This is a genomic window from Microcoleus sp. PH2017_12_PCY_D_A, from assembly GCF_020738565.1.
Taxonomy (GTDB): domain Bacteria; phylum Cyanobacteriota; class Cyanobacteriia; order Cyanobacteriales; family Microcoleaceae; genus Microcoleus.
In genome coordinates, this window is the sequence record NZ_JAEQCI010000042.1 from 68,673 (window position 1) to 84,704 (window position 16,032).

The following is a 16,032-nucleotide window of genomic DNA, read 5'->3' on the forward strand; positions in this document are numbered from 1 at the left end:
TTCCACGTACACTCCTCACTTAATTATAGCTTATGCCGACCACATCAAGTCTGTTAATCCGCCGCGCTCGCATTCTGTTACCTGACGGTGAGTTTTTGGTAGGGGACGTGCTCCTTAGCGATGGCAAAATTGTTCGGGTTGCTCCTGAAATTGCGGCATCGGGCGATCGCGAAATAAATGCGATCGGTCTAACTCTGTTACCCGGAGTAATTGACCCGCAGGTACACTTCCGCGAACCGGGTTTGGAACACAAGGAAGATTTGTTTACGGCTAGCTGCGCGTGCGCTAAGGGCGGCGTGACATCATTTCTGGAAATGCCGAATACCCGCCCCCTAACCACAACCCAAGCGGCCTTAGATGACAAGCTAAGCCGCGCTGCTGACAAGTGTTTGGTCAATTACGGCTTTTTTATTGGGGCGACGCCGGAGAATTTGCCGGATTTGTTGGATGCGAATCCGACTCCGGGGATTAAGGTGTTTATGGGTTCGATGCACGGGCAGCTTTTGATGGATGGAGAGGAAAATTTAGAGCGAGTTTTCGCAAAGGGCGATCGATTAATTGCAGTACACGCCGAAGATCAAACTAGAATTAATCAGCGCCGTCAGGAATTTGCCGGCAGTACCGATTTAGCTGTGCACTCGCAAATTCAAGACAATCAAGCAGCCTTGTTAGCAACTCAGCTAGCCTTAAAACTTTCTAAGAAATATCAACGCCGACTGCACATCCTGCATCTTTCCACAGGCGACGAAGCTGAGTTTTTGCGACAAGAAAAACCCAGTTGGGTAACGGCGGAAGTAACGCCGCAGCATTTGTTGTTAAATACCAGCGCCTATGAGAAGATTGGCAGTTTAGCCCAGATGAATCCGCCGTTGCGGGACACCCGCGATAACGAAATACTTTGGCAAGCTTTACTCGACGGCGTAATTGATTTTATTGCCACCGATCACGCGCCGCACACTTTAGAAGAAAAAGCTCAAGAATATCCAAATAGCCCATCGGGAATGCCAGGAGTTGAAACTTCTTTGCCTTTGATGTTGACGCAAGCAGCCGAGGGAAGATGTACAGTTGCACAAGTTGCTAATTGGATGTCGGCGGCTGTTGCTAAGGCTTATAAGATTCCGAACAAAGGGGCGATAGCTCCTGGTTTTGATGCTGATTTAGTATTGGTAGATTTGGACAACTACCGCCCGGTGGTTGGAGCAGAAATGGCGAGCAAGTGCGGCTGGAGTTCCTTTGAAGGTTGGAATTTGACGGGATGGCCGTTGGTGACAGTTGTGGGAGGAAAAGTTGTTTTTGAGAATGGGAAATTAGATACAAATGTCAGGGGAGAAGCCTTGACATTTGACGGCGAGTAAGCCTGCACAAAACTGGTGCCAACAACTCCAGCATTCACCAAGACGGTAAAATAACTATCGGGTTCGTAGTGAGGACTAAAGTCCTTAGTTTTTTATGAATCCGCGGTAGATTTCCTCAGAAAATGTCAGTGTAAATCATCAATAAAAATCTCATGCTGATGCACCATTTATTCCGGTTGTGCGTCAGTTTTGACATCATGTCCGGTGGATTGACCACAATAAGATTATATCGTCGCGCGTGCGGACTTGGGTTCTCTGCCCTAGAGCGGACTGAAGTCCGCACTACGAGCCGTTTTTGTTATGGTAATCGACCGGACTAATGCAAATCTGGATTAAGTTGAAGCTGCCCTCAAAAAAAATGAGGAAGCTTCAACTAAAATGTGTTAAAATTATCAGAATATATTCCCTGATTGTCGAGGCGATATTACCTATGCTCCAAGAATTAAAAACACAACTTCTTGCCTTAACTCCGACCGAGAAATATGAAGCAATACGGCTGTTAACCCAAAGTTTAAGCAATAGCTGGCCGGGAATTACGAAGACTCCCGGAGTTTGCGGCGGCGATGCTTGTATTGCCAAAACTAGATTACCCGTTTGGCTGTTCGTGAGTTTGCGAAGTCAAGGTGCAACGGATGCTGAAATTATGCAATTTTATCCTTATTTGAATGCTATAAACTTAGTCAATGTCTGGACTTATGCTGAGGAAAATTCAGAAGAAATTGCAACAGCACTCCGAGAAGAAGCCGCAGCAATGATGCAGGAAGTATAATTTATGGCACGTCTTTATGCAGATGAACAGTTCCCGTTTCCTGTTGTGGCACGGCTGCGAAATTTTGGTCACGATGCCCTGACTATTCAAGAGGCAGGAAATGCCGGAGATGATGACCCCGAAGTATTAGCCTTTGCTGCGAATAACGATCGCGCGGTGATGACGCAAAACCACCGGCATTTCATAGGCTTGCACGCTGAACAACCAAATCATTCGGGTATTATCGTATGTACAGACGACAAAAATCTAGAAAGGTTGGCAACACGCATTAATGATGCTATTGCTGGTGAAGAAACTTTGAGGGGCAAATTGATTCGAGTCAACCGCCCGCCGCAGTAAGTACGCGCGTGCGTAGCTATCCCTCGGGGTGAATCGCACTAGCTCAATTTTCCCATTATATCTATCCAAAAAAGCAAGTCTTGAACAGGCAGGATGCCTGTTCCACAATAATTATTGGAGATGTCTATTGCCAATCCAATAAATCGCCAGTCCCCATCACTTCAACTTGCCGCCCGTTATCGAGATAACTCAAAGAAATTTGCCAAGAATTCTCTGGTTTGTAGGGCAATCTTTCGGCCCATTCGATCGCCACAATCCCCAAATCCCTTTCTAATCCGTCCCAGTAACTCTCTAAGTGCAAAGCCTCCGCTTCTTCGGGTTCCAGTCGATACAAGTCTAGATGGTACAGCGGAATCCGCCCTGCAAAATACTCGTTAATCAAGGTGAAAGTAGGACTTTCCACAGATTCGGAGATTCCCAAGCCTTCGGCGATACCTTGAACCAAGGTAGTTTTGCCGGCACCTAAATCTCCTTGTAACAAGATTACAGTGCCGGCGGGAAGCGATCGACCTAACGCAACACCAAACTGGCGGGTAGCTTCAGCATCTGGAAGAGAAAGTATCATCTTAGTCATTAGTCCTTAGTCCTTAGTTAGCAGTCAACAGTCAACAGTCAACAGTCAACTGTCAACTGTCAGCAGCTTAAATGTTCTGCGCTCGCCCGTACCAGCGCAGCAACATCCCCGCCAATCTTTGGGAATTGTGGCGAATTAAACCGGTATTTTTATCTTCATCCGTCACGTTGGCGATGACTATTCGCCGCCCCAGTTGCGTTATGGCTTCGCGATCGAGTACAACCGGATAGGAATTCTCCTGAGAATAACGGATTAAAGATTTTGCAGATGGGACTTTTCCTTGAACTACTACAGCATCGAACAGGGGGCGGCCGCAAGCCCGATCGATCGCCCGAATGTGATCGGCAACGCTATATCCGTCAGTTTCTCCCGGCTGAGTCATAATATTGCACACATAAATGCGCGGAACTTCACTGTGGGCGATCGCATCAGCAATTTCCTTCACCAACAAATTTGGAATCACACTCGTATAAAGACTCCCGGGCCCAATAATAATAAAATCCGCTTCCCGCAGCGCTTCGACGGCCCTGGGCAAAGCCGGAGGATTAGCCGGATTGCAGCCAATTTTGACGATTTTTCCGTTAGCTTTGGTGATGCTGGACTCCCCCTCAATTCTCCGGCCATCAGACAGTTCTGCCCACAAAGAAACGTCGCTCAGAGTAGCCGGCAGCACCTCCCCCCTCACTGCTAAAACCTTAGAACTGGTGGCGATCGCCTGTTCCAAATCTCCAGCAATATCGCTCATCGCTGTCAAAAACAAATTACCAAAACTGTGACCGACCAAACCGTCACCAGCCTGAAAGCGATATTGAAATAACTCAGTTAATAACTTTTCCTCATCGGCCAAAGCGGCCAAACAATTGCGAATATCTCCCGGCGGCAATACCCCAATTTCCCGCCGCAGTCGCCCGGAAGACCCGCCATCATCGGCCACGGTGACGATCGCAGTAATTTTGGCACTGTAATCCTTCAATCCCCTAAGCAAATGAGAAAGGCCTGTACCCCCTCCAATGGCGACAATTTTCGGGCCGCGGTGCAAGCGGCGGTGGTCGAGGAGCCGATCGACCAATTCCTCATTCCCTTCCGGCATCAGCACTTGAGTAATCGAGTTCAAACTGCGAGTTTGACCCCACAGAATTAACAAAATCCCGCCCGCAATCACGATCGGGCCCGACAGGTAATTGGGGATAACTTCCGCAATCCACGCCAAAAAATTTCTCAACAATTGCAACAAGAAAAAAATCGGAGTCATCCCAGTCCAAATCGCTAACCCCAAAGTGGCAAGTACCACACCGCTAGCACTGATCAGCAGCCACCGTTTCACCAACAGTCCGGGGGCCAACCACTTAAACCACTGGTGAACTCGCCCGTTCCGCAAAGAGGGAGGGTAAGGATTTCTGGATTGGGCAAAAACCTGCTTAGCTTTGGCAAAGACTCGCAGGGCTTTAGGAAATGAACTAATTGACATGGTTAATTAGTCTTAAGGGTATTGGAATAGCTCGAGCTGACAAATTTACAATACAAGAGAGTTTTGATTCTGGCAGTCAATTTAAGTCCTTATTCATCAATCATCAGTCATTAGTCATTAGCTAGACTGATGACTGATGACTGACAACATAATAATCGATCGCATCTTATGGCTGAGCCGCTAATCGAACTCAAGGGGGTAAGTAAGTCCTTCGGGGAGAACCCAATCCTCGATCGAGTGGATCTGAGGATATATCGGGGAGAGGCCCTGGCAATTATTGGCCCTTCCGGGACGGGGAAATCTACGATTTTGCGGATAATTGCGGGCTTGTTGGCCCCGGATGCGGGCGAGGTTTTCGTTCAGGGACAGCGGCGGCTGGGATGGGTGGACGACGTGGCAGATCCGATCGGAATTGGGATGGTGTTTCAGCAAGCGGCTTTGTTTGATTCGCTGACGGTAGAGGAGAATGTCGGTTTTTTACTGTACCAGCATTCTAAGCTGCCGCGCCGCCGGATTCGGGAATTGGTCGAGGAAAAGTTAGAGATGGTGGGTTTACCGGGAATTGGCGAACGCTATCCGGCGCAGTTGTCTGGAGGAATGCGGAAGCGGGTAAGTTTTGCCCGCGCCATCATGGCAAATCCCGATAATGCGAGGGACAATCCGGAGGTTTTGCTGTACGACGAACCGACGGCGGGCTTAGATCCGATCGCTTCGACGGTAATTGAAGATTTAATTCGGGATTTGCAGGCGGCCCAAGGGGTTTGCAGCACTTATGCGATCGTCACTCACCAAGACAGTACCATTCGCCGGACTGCCGATCGCATCGTATTTCTGTACCGAGGAAAAGTGCAGTGGGAGGGCACTGTCAGCGACATTGCCTCAACAGATAATTTGTTAATTAAACAATTTTTTAGCGGCAGCGTTACCGGCCCAATTCAAGTGATTGGATAGTCATTAGTCATTAGTCATTAGTCATTGGTCATTGGTCATTAGTCATTGGTCATTAGTCATTAGTCATTGGTCATTGGCAAAACAGGTTGTTGGTTGTTGGTTTTCAGTTAGTGATTATTAATAGCGAGGGGAATATGACAAGCAAGAGTTTTCAGGATTTGCGGGTTTATAGATTATCAGAACGATTAGCTGATGAAATTTGGACAACTGTTAACACTTGGGATTCCTTTGCCAAAAATACGATCGGTCAACAAATTGTCCGTTCAGCCGATAGCGTCGGTGCTAACATAGCAGAAGGAGTCGGACGAGGCAGCTATCAAGACAATCGACGTTTTGTCAAGATAGCTAGAGGTTCTTTATATGAAACTCAACATTGGTTGAGACGAGCTTACACTCGAAATCTTTTAACCGTTGAACAAGTAAATACATTCACAACAATCATTAATGACTTAGCCCCTCAATTAAACTCATATCTACAATCTATCGGCTCATCTCCTAAAAACTATGACGAGTAACTCACAAACAACAACGAATAACTAATGACTAATGACTAATGACCAATGACTAATGACCAATGACTAATGACTAATGACGCTCGGAGGCAATATGCGATCGCGAACTGTAAGAGAAGGTTCTGTCGGATTCTTGATTTTAGTAGGAATCGGTTTATTTGGCGGCTTAGTGCTCTGGCTGCAGGGCGTACAGCTAGGAAACCGCAGCTACAAATTCGCCGTAGAATTTGCCAGCGCCCAGGGAATGCAAATAGGTACGCCCGTCAGGTATCGCGGCGTCGCCGTCGGTAAAATTACCGCCATCAAAGCCAGCGCCAACGGGGTAGAGGTGACGATGGAGATAGCCCCCGGTACTTTAGTTATGCCGCGCGATGTGGCGATCGAAGCAAATAAATCCGGTTTAATTGGCGAATCGTCGATCGACATTACCCCCAACTCAATTTTGCCAGACTCATTACTCACCGCCAATCCCATTAGTGCCGACTGTCCCCCAGAAATTATCTGCAAAAATTCCCGCTTAAAAGGTCAAGCAGGAGTCAGTCTCGACGAACTAATTCGATCCACAGTCCGCCTAGCTAATTTATACACCGACCCCGCCCTGTTCAACAATATTAAATCAATTTCCGAGAATACAGCCAACACAGCCAAAGGCGCAGCTAAACTCACTCAAGATTTATCAAGTTTAACTCAAACAGCCAAAGCCGAAATCCAAACATTGAATAAATCAGTAACAGGAGACGTTGGCAACTTAACTCAATCAGTAAAAACCGAATTAACAACGTTAAATCAATCATTAAAGGGAGAAGCCAACAGTTTGACTCAATCTTTAAAAGGAGAAGTAACCAGTTTAAATCAATCCTTAAAAGGAGAAGCCAGCAGCTTAAATCAATCGCTCAAAGGAGAAATCTCAGGAGTTGCCGCCGATGTTTCTAAAGTAGCAGCTACAGCGGACACTTCCACAAAAGCCGTATCAGCCGCTGCAATAAATTCTGCCAATTCAGTAACTCAAGCAGCCAATAGAATCACCTTAACAGCCAACGAAGTCAATTCATTAGTAACAACCAACCGCGCCAGTTTAGTCTCAACCCTAAATAACATCAATCAAAGCAGTCAAGAATTGCGGGTAGCCGTCAGCAGTTTGAGTCCAACAATTAATCGAATCAACCAAGGACAATTGCTAACTAATTTAGAAGTTTTATCAGCGAATGCGGCCCAAGCCTCTGCTACTTTGCGAGATTTATCCAACCAGGTAAACAATCCCGCCACTTTGCTATTATTGCAGCAAACCCTAGATTCTGCACGAGCTACATTTCAGAACGTGCAGAAAATCACTTCCGACGTAGATGAAGTGACCGGAGACCCGGCTTTCCGCAACAACATTCGCAGGTTATTTAACGGATTGGGAGGCTTGTTGGGTTCGACAGAACAACTGCGGCAGCAAGTTAAAGTCGCTCAAACATTAGCTCCTATTTCGCAGAAAGTAAATGCGAGTACAACTGCGGTAAATCAATCAGTAAAGCAGGGAATTCCCAGCTTGCACAAACCGCAAAAATTGCCTGTTATACATTCTCAAACTTCAAGGTCAGCAGAATTAGTTCCTCCCGAAAATACTCCTTGAAATATGGTATCATTGAATAACCGTCGGTAAGGTGCGCGGGCGCGCCCTACAGTTAGGAATGTGCGCCTTGTAGAGGTTTCACTTAGTAATGTTGGCAGCGCGCACCCCGAGATTCAAGTTGTGCAAATCTTCTTAAAAAAAACATCTTTAAATCGAAACAAGGAAAAGCAATGACGCAAACATTATCAAAACCTCCCGCAACCCAAACCAAGTACAATATAACTTGGGAAAAATTGCCAGACGACTTCAAATTACCAGACGATCCTGTGGAAAACATCGACCAACCGCTGTTAGCAGCAGCCCTCAGAGAATCCTTAGAACTCGCAGGATTGATCGTAGCTTCAATGCTAATAGCTTCCAACTTTGGACTGTGCGCCCAAGTCAACGACAAAACAATAGTAAAAGCACCAGATTGGGTATACATTCCCTCAGTATTGCCACCCCAACCGGGAGAAGTGCGCCGCAGTTATACTCCCAATGCAGAGGGAGAAGTGCCGGCGGTAGTGATGGAATTTTTATCGGATACTAAGGGCAGTGAATATTCGACAATATCAAAATATCCTTACGGGAAGTGGCGGTTTTACGAGCAAATTTTGCAAGTTCCAGTTTATGCAATCTTCGATCCTAAATCGGGACAATTAGAAGTATACCTTTTGGTTTCAGGACAGTACACAAAGCAAGAACCAGATGCTAATAGTCGATTTTGGATAGAATCGATGGGATTATTTTTGGGGGTTTGGTCAGGAGAAAAATCTCATAGGAGGGGTTATTGGTTGCGCTGGTGGGATGAGAATGGCAATTTGTTGCTGTGGGGTATCGAAAAAGTCGAACAGGAACAACAGCGGGCCGAACAAGAACAGCAGCGGGCCGAACAGGAACAACAGCGGGCCGAACAAGAACAACAGCGGGCCGATCGATTTGCGGCATATTTAAGAAGTCAGGGTATCGATCCCGATGCAATTTGAAGCGGTGGGACGATCGATCTTAACTCTCAATCAAAAATTCAGAATCTCCCAAAAATTAATTGCAACACAACAATCAAAACCAATGACGGAAAAATCATTACCAGAAATAAAACTAACCCCGTTCGAGTACGAAGTAACTTGGGAAAAAATGCCAGAGGATTTCAACTTACCAGAGGAGCCTGTGGAAAACATCGACCAACCACTGTTAGTAGCAGCCCTCAGAGAATCTTTGGAAATCGCAGGATTTATCCAACCTTCAATGCTGATAGGTTCCAATTTTGGATTGTGCGCCAAAGTCAACAACAAAATAATTGTAAAAGCACCAGATTGGGTGTATGTTTCCTCAGTATTGCCTCCGGAACCGGGAGAAATTCGTCGCAGTTATACTCCCAATGCACAGGGAGAATTACCGGCAATAGTGATGGAATTTATATATGAGGATGATGACGAGACTGGGTATTCTGTGAAACCGACATATCCTTATGGAAAGTGGCGGTTTTACGAGCAAATTTTGCAGGTTCCGCTGTATGCAATTTTTGATCCGCGATCGGGAGAGTTGGACATATACCGCTTGGTTGCTGGAAAGTACGAACTGCAAGAAGAACCCGATGCCGATCGCCGATTTTGGATAGAATCAATGGGTTTATTTTTGGGGGTTTGGGAAGGGGAAAAATCTCAGAGAAGGGGTTATTGGTTGCGCTGGTGGGATGAGAATGGCAATTTGTTGCTGTGGGGTGCAGAACGGGTGGAACAGGAACAACAGCGCGCCGATGGGGAACGTCAGCGAGCCGATGAGGAACAACAGCGCGCCGATCGCCTAATGGCATACTTGATAAGTCAGGGTATCGATCCTGATGTTATTTGAAGGTCGATCGATTTTAGATTTTAGATGGAATTAAGGAGCGCCATGACTGCAACAATATTAGAAGAAAAATTAGATCTGCCGTTGCGATTTCCAGGGTTAAGCTGGGAACAATTCAAAACCTTAGAACCGATGCTGGATATTCCCGGAGTTCGGCTGTCATTTTTAGATGGGATACTGGAGATTCATCAAAAAGCTGGAAGAAAACACGAAATAACTAAGGGACGTATCGGTGCGTTGGTAGAAACATATTTGCTGAAAGCAGGAATCGATTTCACTCCAACGGGTTCGTTGACTTTAGAAAATGAATCGGAACGAGTGAAGTGTGAAGCAGACAAGTCTTACGAATTGGGTGCTGATAGAGAACGTCCAGATTTAGCGATCGAAGTAGTCGTAACTAGCGGCGGAATTGATAAGCTAGAGGCTTACAAACGCCTGCAAATTTCTGAAGTCTGGTTTTGGGAAAACAGCCGACTGTCTCTGTATGCTCTGGGAGAGGAAGGATACGAACAGATTGCGAGTTCTCAATTGCTCCCAGAACTCGATATTGATTTACTTGTCAGGTGTGTTAATATGCCGAGTCATGTTGAGGCAGTTAAAGAATTCAAAAGGGCGATCGAACGATTTTAGATTTTGGATTTTGGATTTGCGATTTTTGGGAATTTTTGAATTGAGATTGGATATCAATTCGCAATCATACCGCAACTATTGGCAAGCTTCGCTCGCAGAATGATTAACAGCAGCAAAAAGATTTATAATAGAGCTACAACTCACAGGAAGCACGACCATGACAGCAGTCGTTCCCACCCTCAAATCATCTGAAATTGTCTACCCCAGTGCGGATGGAAAACCCGTGGCAGAATCCTACGACCACCTCTATGCAATTTTAAGCACTTTAGAAGTTCTCAAACAATACCTCGCCGGACAGCGTGCTACGGTTTTGGCAAACCAATATTTATATTACGCTGAAGGTTTTCCAAAATTACGCACTGCACCCGATGTGATGGTAATTTATGATGTGGAACCGGGAGGCAGAGATAATTATAAAATCTGGTTGGAAGGGCAAGTTCCGAAGGTAGTTTTTGAAATTACGTCACCGGGCACGCAGTCGGAAGATAAAGTTGCGAAAAAGGATTTGTACGAAAGTTTGGAAGTTCAGGAATATTGGTTGTTTGACCCCAAAGGACAATGGATACCGGAAAAATTGCGGGGATATCGACTGCGGGAAGATGGCTATCAATTAATTACTGACAGTCGCAGTGAAGTGTTGCGACTGCGTTTGGAAATAGAGGGAAAAGTCATCGGTTTTTATCGGGAAGATAATGGAGAAAAATTACTGCTTCCTGATGAATTAGCCTCAGCATTGGGAGCGCAACGTCAGCGTGCCGAAGCGGAACGTCAGCGTGCCGAAGCGGAACGTCAACGTGCCGAAGCGGAACGTCAACGTGCTGAAGCAGAAAGTCAGCGTGCTGCTGAACTCGAATCTTTGCTAGCGCGTTACCGAGATCGGTTTGGCGAATTGCCTGACGGTGGTAACAGCTAAAAAATCAGCGGGCGATCGCACTTCACGGATCTCGATCGCCCGCGTGCTATTGTTAGCTAGATATCCTTGACAAATCTCAGGTTTTGTGTTGTTGCTGAAGTTGCTCTCAAATTTTAAATGGGAAAGGGCGATCGTTTTGCGATCGAACTTGGGCAATCTAGAGATAGGTACGAGTGTGAGTGCCTGGAAAACAGCTACGGTCAAGGTTGGCAATGGAAAGTATACAGAAGAAATCTGGTGATAGTCGGGTTCGTAAGGGCGATCGAATTAAGCAGATTTTTGCGTTTGTATCGATGGCTGGTTTTGCTGGTTCTACGATTTTGGGTATGGTGAGCCTGTTCAGCAGCGGTTTGAGCAGCCAGCACCGACAAAAACCCGTGGCTGCTGCTGTTTCTCAGGAGTCTGTGCTGGCGGTGCAGGAACGGGGATATGAGACGGTTTTGCAGCGGGAACCTCAGAATGTGACTGCTCTGGAGGGGTTGGCAAATGTCCGGTTGGAGATGAATGATCGGGTAGGGGCGATCGAGCGAGCCTTTGGAGAAGTTGGTGAAGTTGAATCCCGGGCGCGCTGATTATCAGGCCCTGTTGGCCCAGGCTAAGGGGAAGTAGAGGAAAATATAAACATTGCAACTGAAGTTTTTTAAGGGAATCTAATGCATCTAATCCATCGCAAAACTTGCCGTGTCTGTGGTTCTTCGGCTCTTACAAATGTTATCAATCTGGGTGATCAGCATCTGCAAGGTTCATTCATAAAACCAGGAAAAGAAGAACCGCCATTCAGAAAAATTCCTCTTTCTCTCGTGCGCTGTGACCCGCTGAAAGACGAAAAAGCCTGCGGTTTGCTTCAGATGGAACATACTGTGCCCCCAGAAGTGTTATATTCCGCCTACTGGTATCGTTCCGGTACAAATCAGACTATGCGAAGTCACTTGCAGGCAATTGCAGAAGAGGCTTCATCGCTAATTGGCAAAGACAAAGCGTTTGTCTTGGACATTGGTTGCAATGACGGCACTTTGCTCAAGTGCTATCCAGAAGAATTTATCAAATTTGGAGTAGATCCGTCTGACTTAGCTCAAGAAATTACTGGAGATATTACTGTTATTCAAGATATTTTTCCTTCGGAAGAACTCATAACACTCCTGAAAGGCGAAAGATTTGATATTATTACATCTATCGCCATGTTTTACGACCTTGAAAATCCTGTCAGGTTCTGCCAAGAAATTAAAAAATCGCTAGATGTTGATGGGGTATGGATATTAGAAATGTCATATATGCCATCCATGCTAAAAATGAATTCTTATGATACTATTTGCCACGAGCATTTGGAATATTACAGTTTGGCAGTGCTGGAGTATATTCTGAAACAAGCAGAACTGAAGATAGTCGATGCTCTCGTCAACGACATCAACGGTGGCAGTATTCGCTGTTATGCGACACATATCGATAATTTTGCATTTAAGAACAAAGAAGCTTTGCAGCGCATCAATCTGTTGCGTCAAGAAGAATTTGATATGGAGCTAGATACCGATAAACCATACAAAAATTTTCAAGACCGTATAAACGTACATAAAGAAGAACTGAATTCGTTACTTAAAAAATTGAAAAAAGAAGGCAAGACGATTCATCTATACGGTGCTTCAACCAAAGGCAATACTATATTACAATGGTGTGGAATCGATCATCGTATTATAGATGTTGCTGCGGAGAGAAACCCAGATAAATATGGCGCTTATACTCTGGGTACTGATATTCCCATTGTCAGCGAAGAAGAGTCAAGGGCTATGAACCCCGATTATTATCTAGTGTTACCTTGGCACTTTAAAGAAGAATTTATCAAACGCGAGAAAGAATCTTTGAATAAAGGAATAGGGATGATATTCCCTCTCCCAAACATTGAAATTCTTAAATACTAAGCCTACCTCGAAGTAGCGATTGATGTATTGGTGACTAGCAGAGTAATAGAAAATAGGAAAAAAGTCATTTTTATGATTAAAGTTCTGAAAAATTGGCAAGAAATCGGTGACGCAACTCTCACTCTACAGCGCCAAGGTCTCCCAACACACTCGGACACTCGGAAAAATTGGGACTTGTCCCTACTTTACGAAACTATTGCCTCGGAAAATAGGAATTCTCGAATTGTCGATCTTGGATGTAGTCCCGGGTGTACTCTGGTTTTTTTAATTAGCCTTGGATTCACAAACCTATATGGAATAGATTTCGATCTAGATTTCAAGGGAGGGAGAGATTTCCCAGCTAATCTTTATCAGGGAGATATTACAAATACCACTTTTGAGAGCGATTTTTTTGACGCGGCAATCAGTATTTCTGTGATCGAACACGGCGTAGATTTAAAAGACTTATTTAATGAAGTTAACAGAATTATAAAAAACGATGGATTACTATTTTTGACGACTGATTATTGGGCAGACAAACAGGATGTTGGGGAAATTAATCCTCTGGGGTTGCCCTGGAAAGTATTTTCTGAAGCAGATATACAAGAGTTAATTGACATAGCTCAAGATTATGGATTTTGCTTAAACGAAGATATAAATATTCCGGGCTGTTCAGAGCAGACTATTATTTGGCAAGGGATAGAATACACATTTATTGCTTTGATATTCAAAAAGAAAGAAACAGTTTATAAAAACAACATTGAGAAAGTTGAGGAAGGTGTATCTTTAGTTGAAGGTTCAATCGGATTAACGGAAACAGAAAGTCTTGCTGATAGAGCAACAGAATCTCTATTGTCTACAGTTCTATTGTCCTGTGAAAACTATCAGATAAATTTTGGGAAAAATTCTGCACTACAAGATTTGCGTTTGATTAGGAAAAAAGTTGCTGATTGTTGGCTAAATTTAGCCGAAAGTGAACTAGAAAGCTCTTACTTGGGAGAGTTAGGAGAAGCACATCGAATGTTGCTGAACAGCGGGATTAAAAATGAACAACTTACAGATACAGAAGAGAGGTTTTTGGATGAAATAGCAGCAGAGCTTTCCAGAGGATTTGATGCTCCGAAAGCTATCCCTTATTTGCTAGCTGCTATGCTGTACAAGCCTGCCGCTCAATTGCCGTTGTTGTATGAGATTCCTCGGATTCCCCAATGGTTGCTCAATAACTATCTGACATTCATGTTTGAGTATCCACGTTTATTTCAGGAAGTTGGAGAAGCAGATGGTTATTACCACTACGCAAAAAAATGGGTAGATTACCTCCACCAAAACATCTTCAGCAACCAAGAATCACAACTGTGGCAGGATGTGGCTGTTTGTTTTTATAAACTTGCTAACTTCATTCCTATTTACTTTAATAGTCAAAATCTGAAAGATATCTGTAAAAAGCGCGCTGAGATACTGGAATTTGTCTTAAAAATTGGCGGACACCAAATTGACTGGGATTTTCCTGAGAGGTTGCCCGAAAGAAACAAGATTCGCCTAGGAATTTTGGCAGCCCATTTTCAGCCACAGACAGAAACTTTTGCCACATTGCCAGTTTACAAGCACTTAAATAGAGATTTATTTGAAATTATTCTCTACACGGTACAGGCAGGCAATCATCGACTAGAGCGGTATTGCGGGGGTCACGCTGATGCTATGGTTTTGCTGCCCCAAGATTTACCGAGTCAAGTTCAAACTATTCGCGATGGAGACCTAGATGTTATTCTGATTGCCACCAACGTTACAGCAGGGGCTAATTCCATAGCATGGCTGGCTTTGCATCGGCTAGCGCGGATACAGATTGCTAATGTGTGTTCCTGTATCACAACTGGGATGCGTCATGTAGATTACTATGTCTCAGGCTTATTTAGCGAGCCAGAAAATGATCCTCAGCAGCATTATACAGAGACTCTACTTGCATTAGATGGGTCGGCTCACTGTTATGATTTTGCGACAGAGGAACAGCTTACAGCTACACTCAGCGTTAATAGAGAAAATTTAGGCATTGCTGAGGATACGGTAGTTTATATTTCGGGTTCTAATTTTTACAAAATTACTCCTGAAGTAGAAGCAGTTTGGACAAAGATAGTTGCTAGTACACCTAACTCCAAGCTGGTTCTTTATCCATTTAATCCTAACTGGTCTTCAAATTACGCTGTTGCCGCTTTTCAGAAGCGTTTAGCTGCTAGTTTTGCTCGGTATGGTTTGAGCGAAGAGCAATTAATCATTCTTGATTGCGTTCCGAACCGCGCTGATGTATTAGAACGTTTGAAGCTGGGTGATGTTTATTTAGATTCTTATCCATTTGCTGGTGCAACATCGCTGCTAGATCCATTGACTATTGGTCTACCAACGGTTGCTATGGGAGGTAGCACTTTCAGATCTAGGGTAGGATTGGCGCTTTTGAAAGAATTGCAAGTTGATGAGTTGATTGCGGAAAATGAAGAGTCATATATCGAGTTGGCGATCGCACTTGGTACAAACCGTGAATTGCGCCAACAAAAGAGTTATTTGATCGAGCAGCGAATGCAAAGTAATCCAAAATTTTTAGACAGCCGTACATACTCTGCTAAAATGGGAACTCTGTTTCAAGAACTCTTCCGATCGCAACAAGCAACTTCTCTGAGCAATAACCTCAAGTTAAGAGAGGTAAACCTCATTATTTTCCCAGATTGGAGTCAATCGGAAGATACTTTATTTCGAGAGTTAACGAAGGCGATCGGCGCCCTCGCAACTCACCCTGACAAAAGTAAGATGACTTTGCTGGTAGACAGCAGCAACATTTCTGACGAAGATGCTAATTTGGCTTTATCCAGCGTGGCAATGAATCTTTTGATGCAAGAGGATTTAGACGTTTCAGAAGGCCCAGAAATTACTCTTTTGGGACTATTGAGCGAAATTCAGCGGGAAATTATCATTTCTAACCTTCACGTTCGGATTGCATTGGAAAATGAGAATATAGAGGCGATCGCAAGTCTCGCAGCCCAAACTCTTCCGTCATGTGAACTCGTTAGTTTGAGCAACAAGAAAGTTGTTCAGTTACGAACCGGAGCATGGGTTATGCAATAGTATGATTTTGTTTCTCAGACAAGGAGACACGGACAGCGGCATAGTGACCAATCTAACTTAAGGATTACATTTT

General features: G+C 44.6%; 16 protein-coding genes. 13 read left to right on the top strand and 3 right to left on the bottom strand.

Annotated features, from left to right (window positions below):
* The first annotated feature begins 32 nt into the window (after nucleotides 1-32).
* From JGK39_RS13585 to JGK39_RS13595, 3 genes are all read left to right on the top strand, one after another.
* Nucleotides 33-1,355 carry a dihydroorotase gene (locus JGK39_RS13585; RefSeq protein ID WP_293254277.1) on the top strand — a complete coding sequence of 441 codons (1,323 nt, stop codon included), beginning with the start codon at nucleotides 33-35 and terminating at the stop codon, nucleotides 1,353-1,355.
* A 430-nt stretch (nucleotides 1,356-1,785) separates the two neighbouring features.
* The gene (locus tag JGK39_RS13590; RefSeq protein WP_293254279.1) at nucleotides 1,786-2,124 is read left to right on the top strand and encodes a DUF433 domain-containing protein; all 339 of its coding nucleotides are present in this window, start codon (nucleotides 1,786-1,788) and stop codon (nucleotides 2,122-2,124) included.
* A gap of 3 nt (nucleotides 2,125-2,127) precedes the next feature.
* Nucleotides 2,128-2,463 carry a DUF5615 family PIN-like protein gene (locus JGK39_RS13595; protein WP_293254281.1) on the top strand — a complete coding sequence of 112 codons (336 nt, stop codon included), beginning with the start codon at nucleotides 2,128-2,130 and terminating at the stop codon, nucleotides 2,461-2,463.
* A 124-nt stretch (nucleotides 2,464-2,587) separates the two neighbouring features.
* On the opposite strand, the gene tsaE is transcribed toward JGK39_RS13595, so the two are convergent.
* Both tsaE and JGK39_RS13605 read right to left on the bottom strand, forming a co-directional pair.
* Entirely contained in the window at nucleotides 2,588-3,028 is a 441-nt protein-coding gene (gene tsaE, locus JGK39_RS13600; RefSeq protein ID WP_366048883.1) for a tRNA (adenosine(37)-N6)-threonylcarbamoyltransferase complex ATPase subunit type 1 TsaE, read from the bottom strand.
* Between the two features lie 76 nt (nucleotides 3,029-3,104).
* Nucleotides 3,105-4,505 (bottom strand): gluconeogenesis factor YvcK family protein, encoded by a 1,401-nt coding sequence (locus tag JGK39_RS13605; protein WP_293254285.1) that lies wholly within the window; start codon nucleotides 4,503-4,505, stop codon nucleotides 3,105-3,107.
* A 168-nt stretch (nucleotides 4,506-4,673) separates the two neighbouring features.
* Between JGK39_RS13605 and JGK39_RS13610 the strand changes: the two genes are divergently transcribed.
* The 7 genes from JGK39_RS13610 to JGK39_RS13640 all read left to right on the top strand — a co-directional run bounded on the left by JGK39_RS13610 (nucleotide 4,674) and on the right by JGK39_RS13640 (nucleotide 10,956).
* On the top strand, nucleotides 4,674-5,456 hold the full coding sequence (locus JGK39_RS13610) for an ABC transporter ATP-binding protein (protein ID WP_293254287.1): 783 nt from the start codon (nucleotides 4,674-4,676) through the stop codon (nucleotides 5,454-5,456).
* A gap of 134 nt (nucleotides 5,457-5,590) precedes the next feature.
* Nucleotides 5,591-5,971, top strand: coding sequence for a four helix bundle protein (locus JGK39_RS13615; protein ID WP_293254289.1), 381 nt, complete (start codon nucleotides 5,591-5,593; stop codon nucleotides 5,969-5,971).
* A gap of 91 nt (nucleotides 5,972-6,062) precedes the next feature.
* Nucleotides 6,063-7,586: an MlaD family protein gene (locus JGK39_RS13620; protein WP_293296611.1), complete on the top strand. Its 1,524-nt coding sequence runs from the start codon at nucleotides 6,063-6,065 to the stop codon at nucleotides 7,584-7,586.
* A 170-nt stretch (nucleotides 7,587-7,756) separates the two neighbouring features.
* Nucleotides 7,757-8,551 carry a Uma2 family endonuclease gene (locus tag JGK39_RS13625; RefSeq protein WP_293254293.1) on the top strand — a complete coding sequence of 265 codons (795 nt, stop codon included), beginning with the start codon at nucleotides 7,757-7,759 and terminating at the stop codon, nucleotides 8,549-8,551.
* Between the two features lie 82 nt (nucleotides 8,552-8,633).
* Entirely contained in the window at nucleotides 8,634-9,416 is a 783-nt protein-coding gene (locus JGK39_RS13630; protein ID WP_293254295.1) for a Uma2 family endonuclease, read from the top strand.
* Nucleotides 9,417-9,458: 42 nt separating this feature from the next.
* Nucleotides 9,459-10,043 carry a Uma2 family endonuclease gene (locus JGK39_RS13635; protein WP_293254297.1) on the top strand — a complete coding sequence of 195 codons (585 nt, stop codon included), beginning with the start codon at nucleotides 9,459-9,461 and terminating at the stop codon, nucleotides 10,041-10,043.
* Between the two features lie 157 nt (nucleotides 10,044-10,200).
* Nucleotides 10,201-10,956 (top strand): Uma2 family endonuclease, encoded by a 756-nt coding sequence (locus tag JGK39_RS13640; protein ID WP_293254299.1) that lies wholly within the window; start codon nucleotides 10,201-10,203, stop codon nucleotides 10,954-10,956.
* Here the strand turns inward: JGK39_RS13640 and JGK39_RS13645 are convergent.
* Nucleotides 10,903-11,169, bottom strand: a complete 267-nt coding sequence (locus tag JGK39_RS13645; RefSeq protein ID WP_293254301.1) for a hypothetical protein — start codon at nucleotides 11,167-11,169, stop codon at nucleotides 10,903-10,905. The genes JGK39_RS13640 and JGK39_RS13645 overlap by 54 nt on opposite strands.
* Between JGK39_RS13645 and JGK39_RS13650 the strand changes: the two genes are divergently transcribed.
* The 3 genes from JGK39_RS13650 (at nucleotide 11,169) to JGK39_RS13660 (ending at nucleotide 15,959) form a co-directional block, all read left to right on the top strand.
* Nucleotides 11,169-11,528 carry a tetratricopeptide repeat protein gene (locus JGK39_RS13650; RefSeq protein ID WP_293296612.1) on the top strand — a complete coding sequence of 120 codons (360 nt, stop codon included), beginning with the start codon at nucleotides 11,169-11,171 and terminating at the stop codon, nucleotides 11,526-11,528. The genes JGK39_RS13645 and JGK39_RS13650 overlap by 1 nt on opposite strands.
* 81 nt (nucleotides 11,529-11,609) lie before the next feature.
* Nucleotides 11,610-12,869, top strand: a complete 1,260-nt coding sequence (locus tag JGK39_RS13655) for a class I SAM-dependent methyltransferase (RefSeq protein ID WP_293296614.1) — start codon at nucleotides 11,610-11,612, stop codon at nucleotides 12,867-12,869.
* Between the two features lie 72 nt (nucleotides 12,870-12,941).
* Nucleotides 12,942-15,959, top strand: coding sequence for a methyltransferase domain-containing protein (locus JGK39_RS13660; protein WP_293296616.1), 3,018 nt, complete (start codon nucleotides 12,942-12,944; stop codon nucleotides 15,957-15,959).
* Nucleotides 15,960-16,032 lie beyond the last annotated feature (73 nt).

What these genes read in the sequence shown, in the direction of transcription:
- JGK39_RS13630 (WP_293254295.1), top strand. Translation starts at nt 8,634, where the DNA reads ATGACGGAAAAATCATTACCAGAAATAAAACTAACCCCGTTCGAGTAC.
- JGK39_RS13590 (WP_293254279.1), top strand. Translation starts at nt 1,786, where the DNA reads ATGCTCCAAGAATTAAAAACACAACTTCTTGCCTTAACTCCGACCGAG.
- JGK39_RS13595 (WP_293254281.1), top strand. Translation starts at nt 2,128, where the DNA reads ATGGCACGTCTTTATGCAGATGAACAGTTCCCGTTTCCTGTTGTGGCA.
- JGK39_RS13660 (WP_293296616.1), top strand. Translation starts at nt 12,942, where the DNA reads ATGATTAAAGTTCTGAAAAATTGGCAAGAAATCGGTGACGCAACTCTC.
- JGK39_RS13625 (WP_293254293.1), top strand. Translation starts at nt 7,757, where the DNA reads ATGACGCAAACATTATCAAAACCTCCCGCAACCCAAACCAAGTACAAT.
- tsaE (WP_366048883.1), bottom strand. Translation starts at nt 3,028, where the DNA reads ATGATACTTTCTCTTCCAGATGCTGAAGCTACCCGCCAGTTTGGTGTT.
- JGK39_RS13620 (WP_293296611.1), top strand. Translation starts at nt 6,063, where the DNA reads ATGCGATCGCGAACTGTAAGAGAAGGTTCTGTCGGATTCTTGATTTTA.
- JGK39_RS13585 (WP_293254277.1), top strand. Translation starts at nt 33, where the DNA reads ATGCCGACCACATCAAGTCTGTTAATCCGCCGCGCTCGCATTCTGTTA.
- JGK39_RS13605 (WP_293254285.1), bottom strand. Translation starts at nt 4,505, where the DNA reads ATGTCAATTAGTTCATTTCCTAAAGCCCTGCGAGTCTTTGCCAAAGCT.
- JGK39_RS13635 (WP_293254297.1), top strand. Translation starts at nt 9,459, where the DNA reads ATGACTGCAACAATATTAGAAGAAAAATTAGATCTGCCGTTGCGATTT.
- JGK39_RS13640 (WP_293254299.1), top strand. Translation starts at nt 10,201, where the DNA reads ATGACAGCAGTCGTTCCCACCCTCAAATCATCTGAAATTGTCTACCCC.
- JGK39_RS13655 (WP_293296614.1), top strand. Translation starts at nt 11,610, where the DNA reads ATGCATCTAATCCATCGCAAAACTTGCCGTGTCTGTGGTTCTTCGGCT.
- JGK39_RS13610 (WP_293254287.1), top strand. Translation starts at nt 4,674, where the DNA reads ATGGCTGAGCCGCTAATCGAACTCAAGGGGGTAAGTAAGTCCTTCGGG.
- JGK39_RS13650 (WP_293296612.1), top strand. Translation starts at nt 11,169, where the DNA reads ATGGAAAGTATACAGAAGAAATCTGGTGATAGTCGGGTTCGTAAGGGC.
- JGK39_RS13615 (WP_293254289.1), top strand. Translation starts at nt 5,591, where the DNA reads ATGACAAGCAAGAGTTTTCAGGATTTGCGGGTTTATAGATTATCAGAA.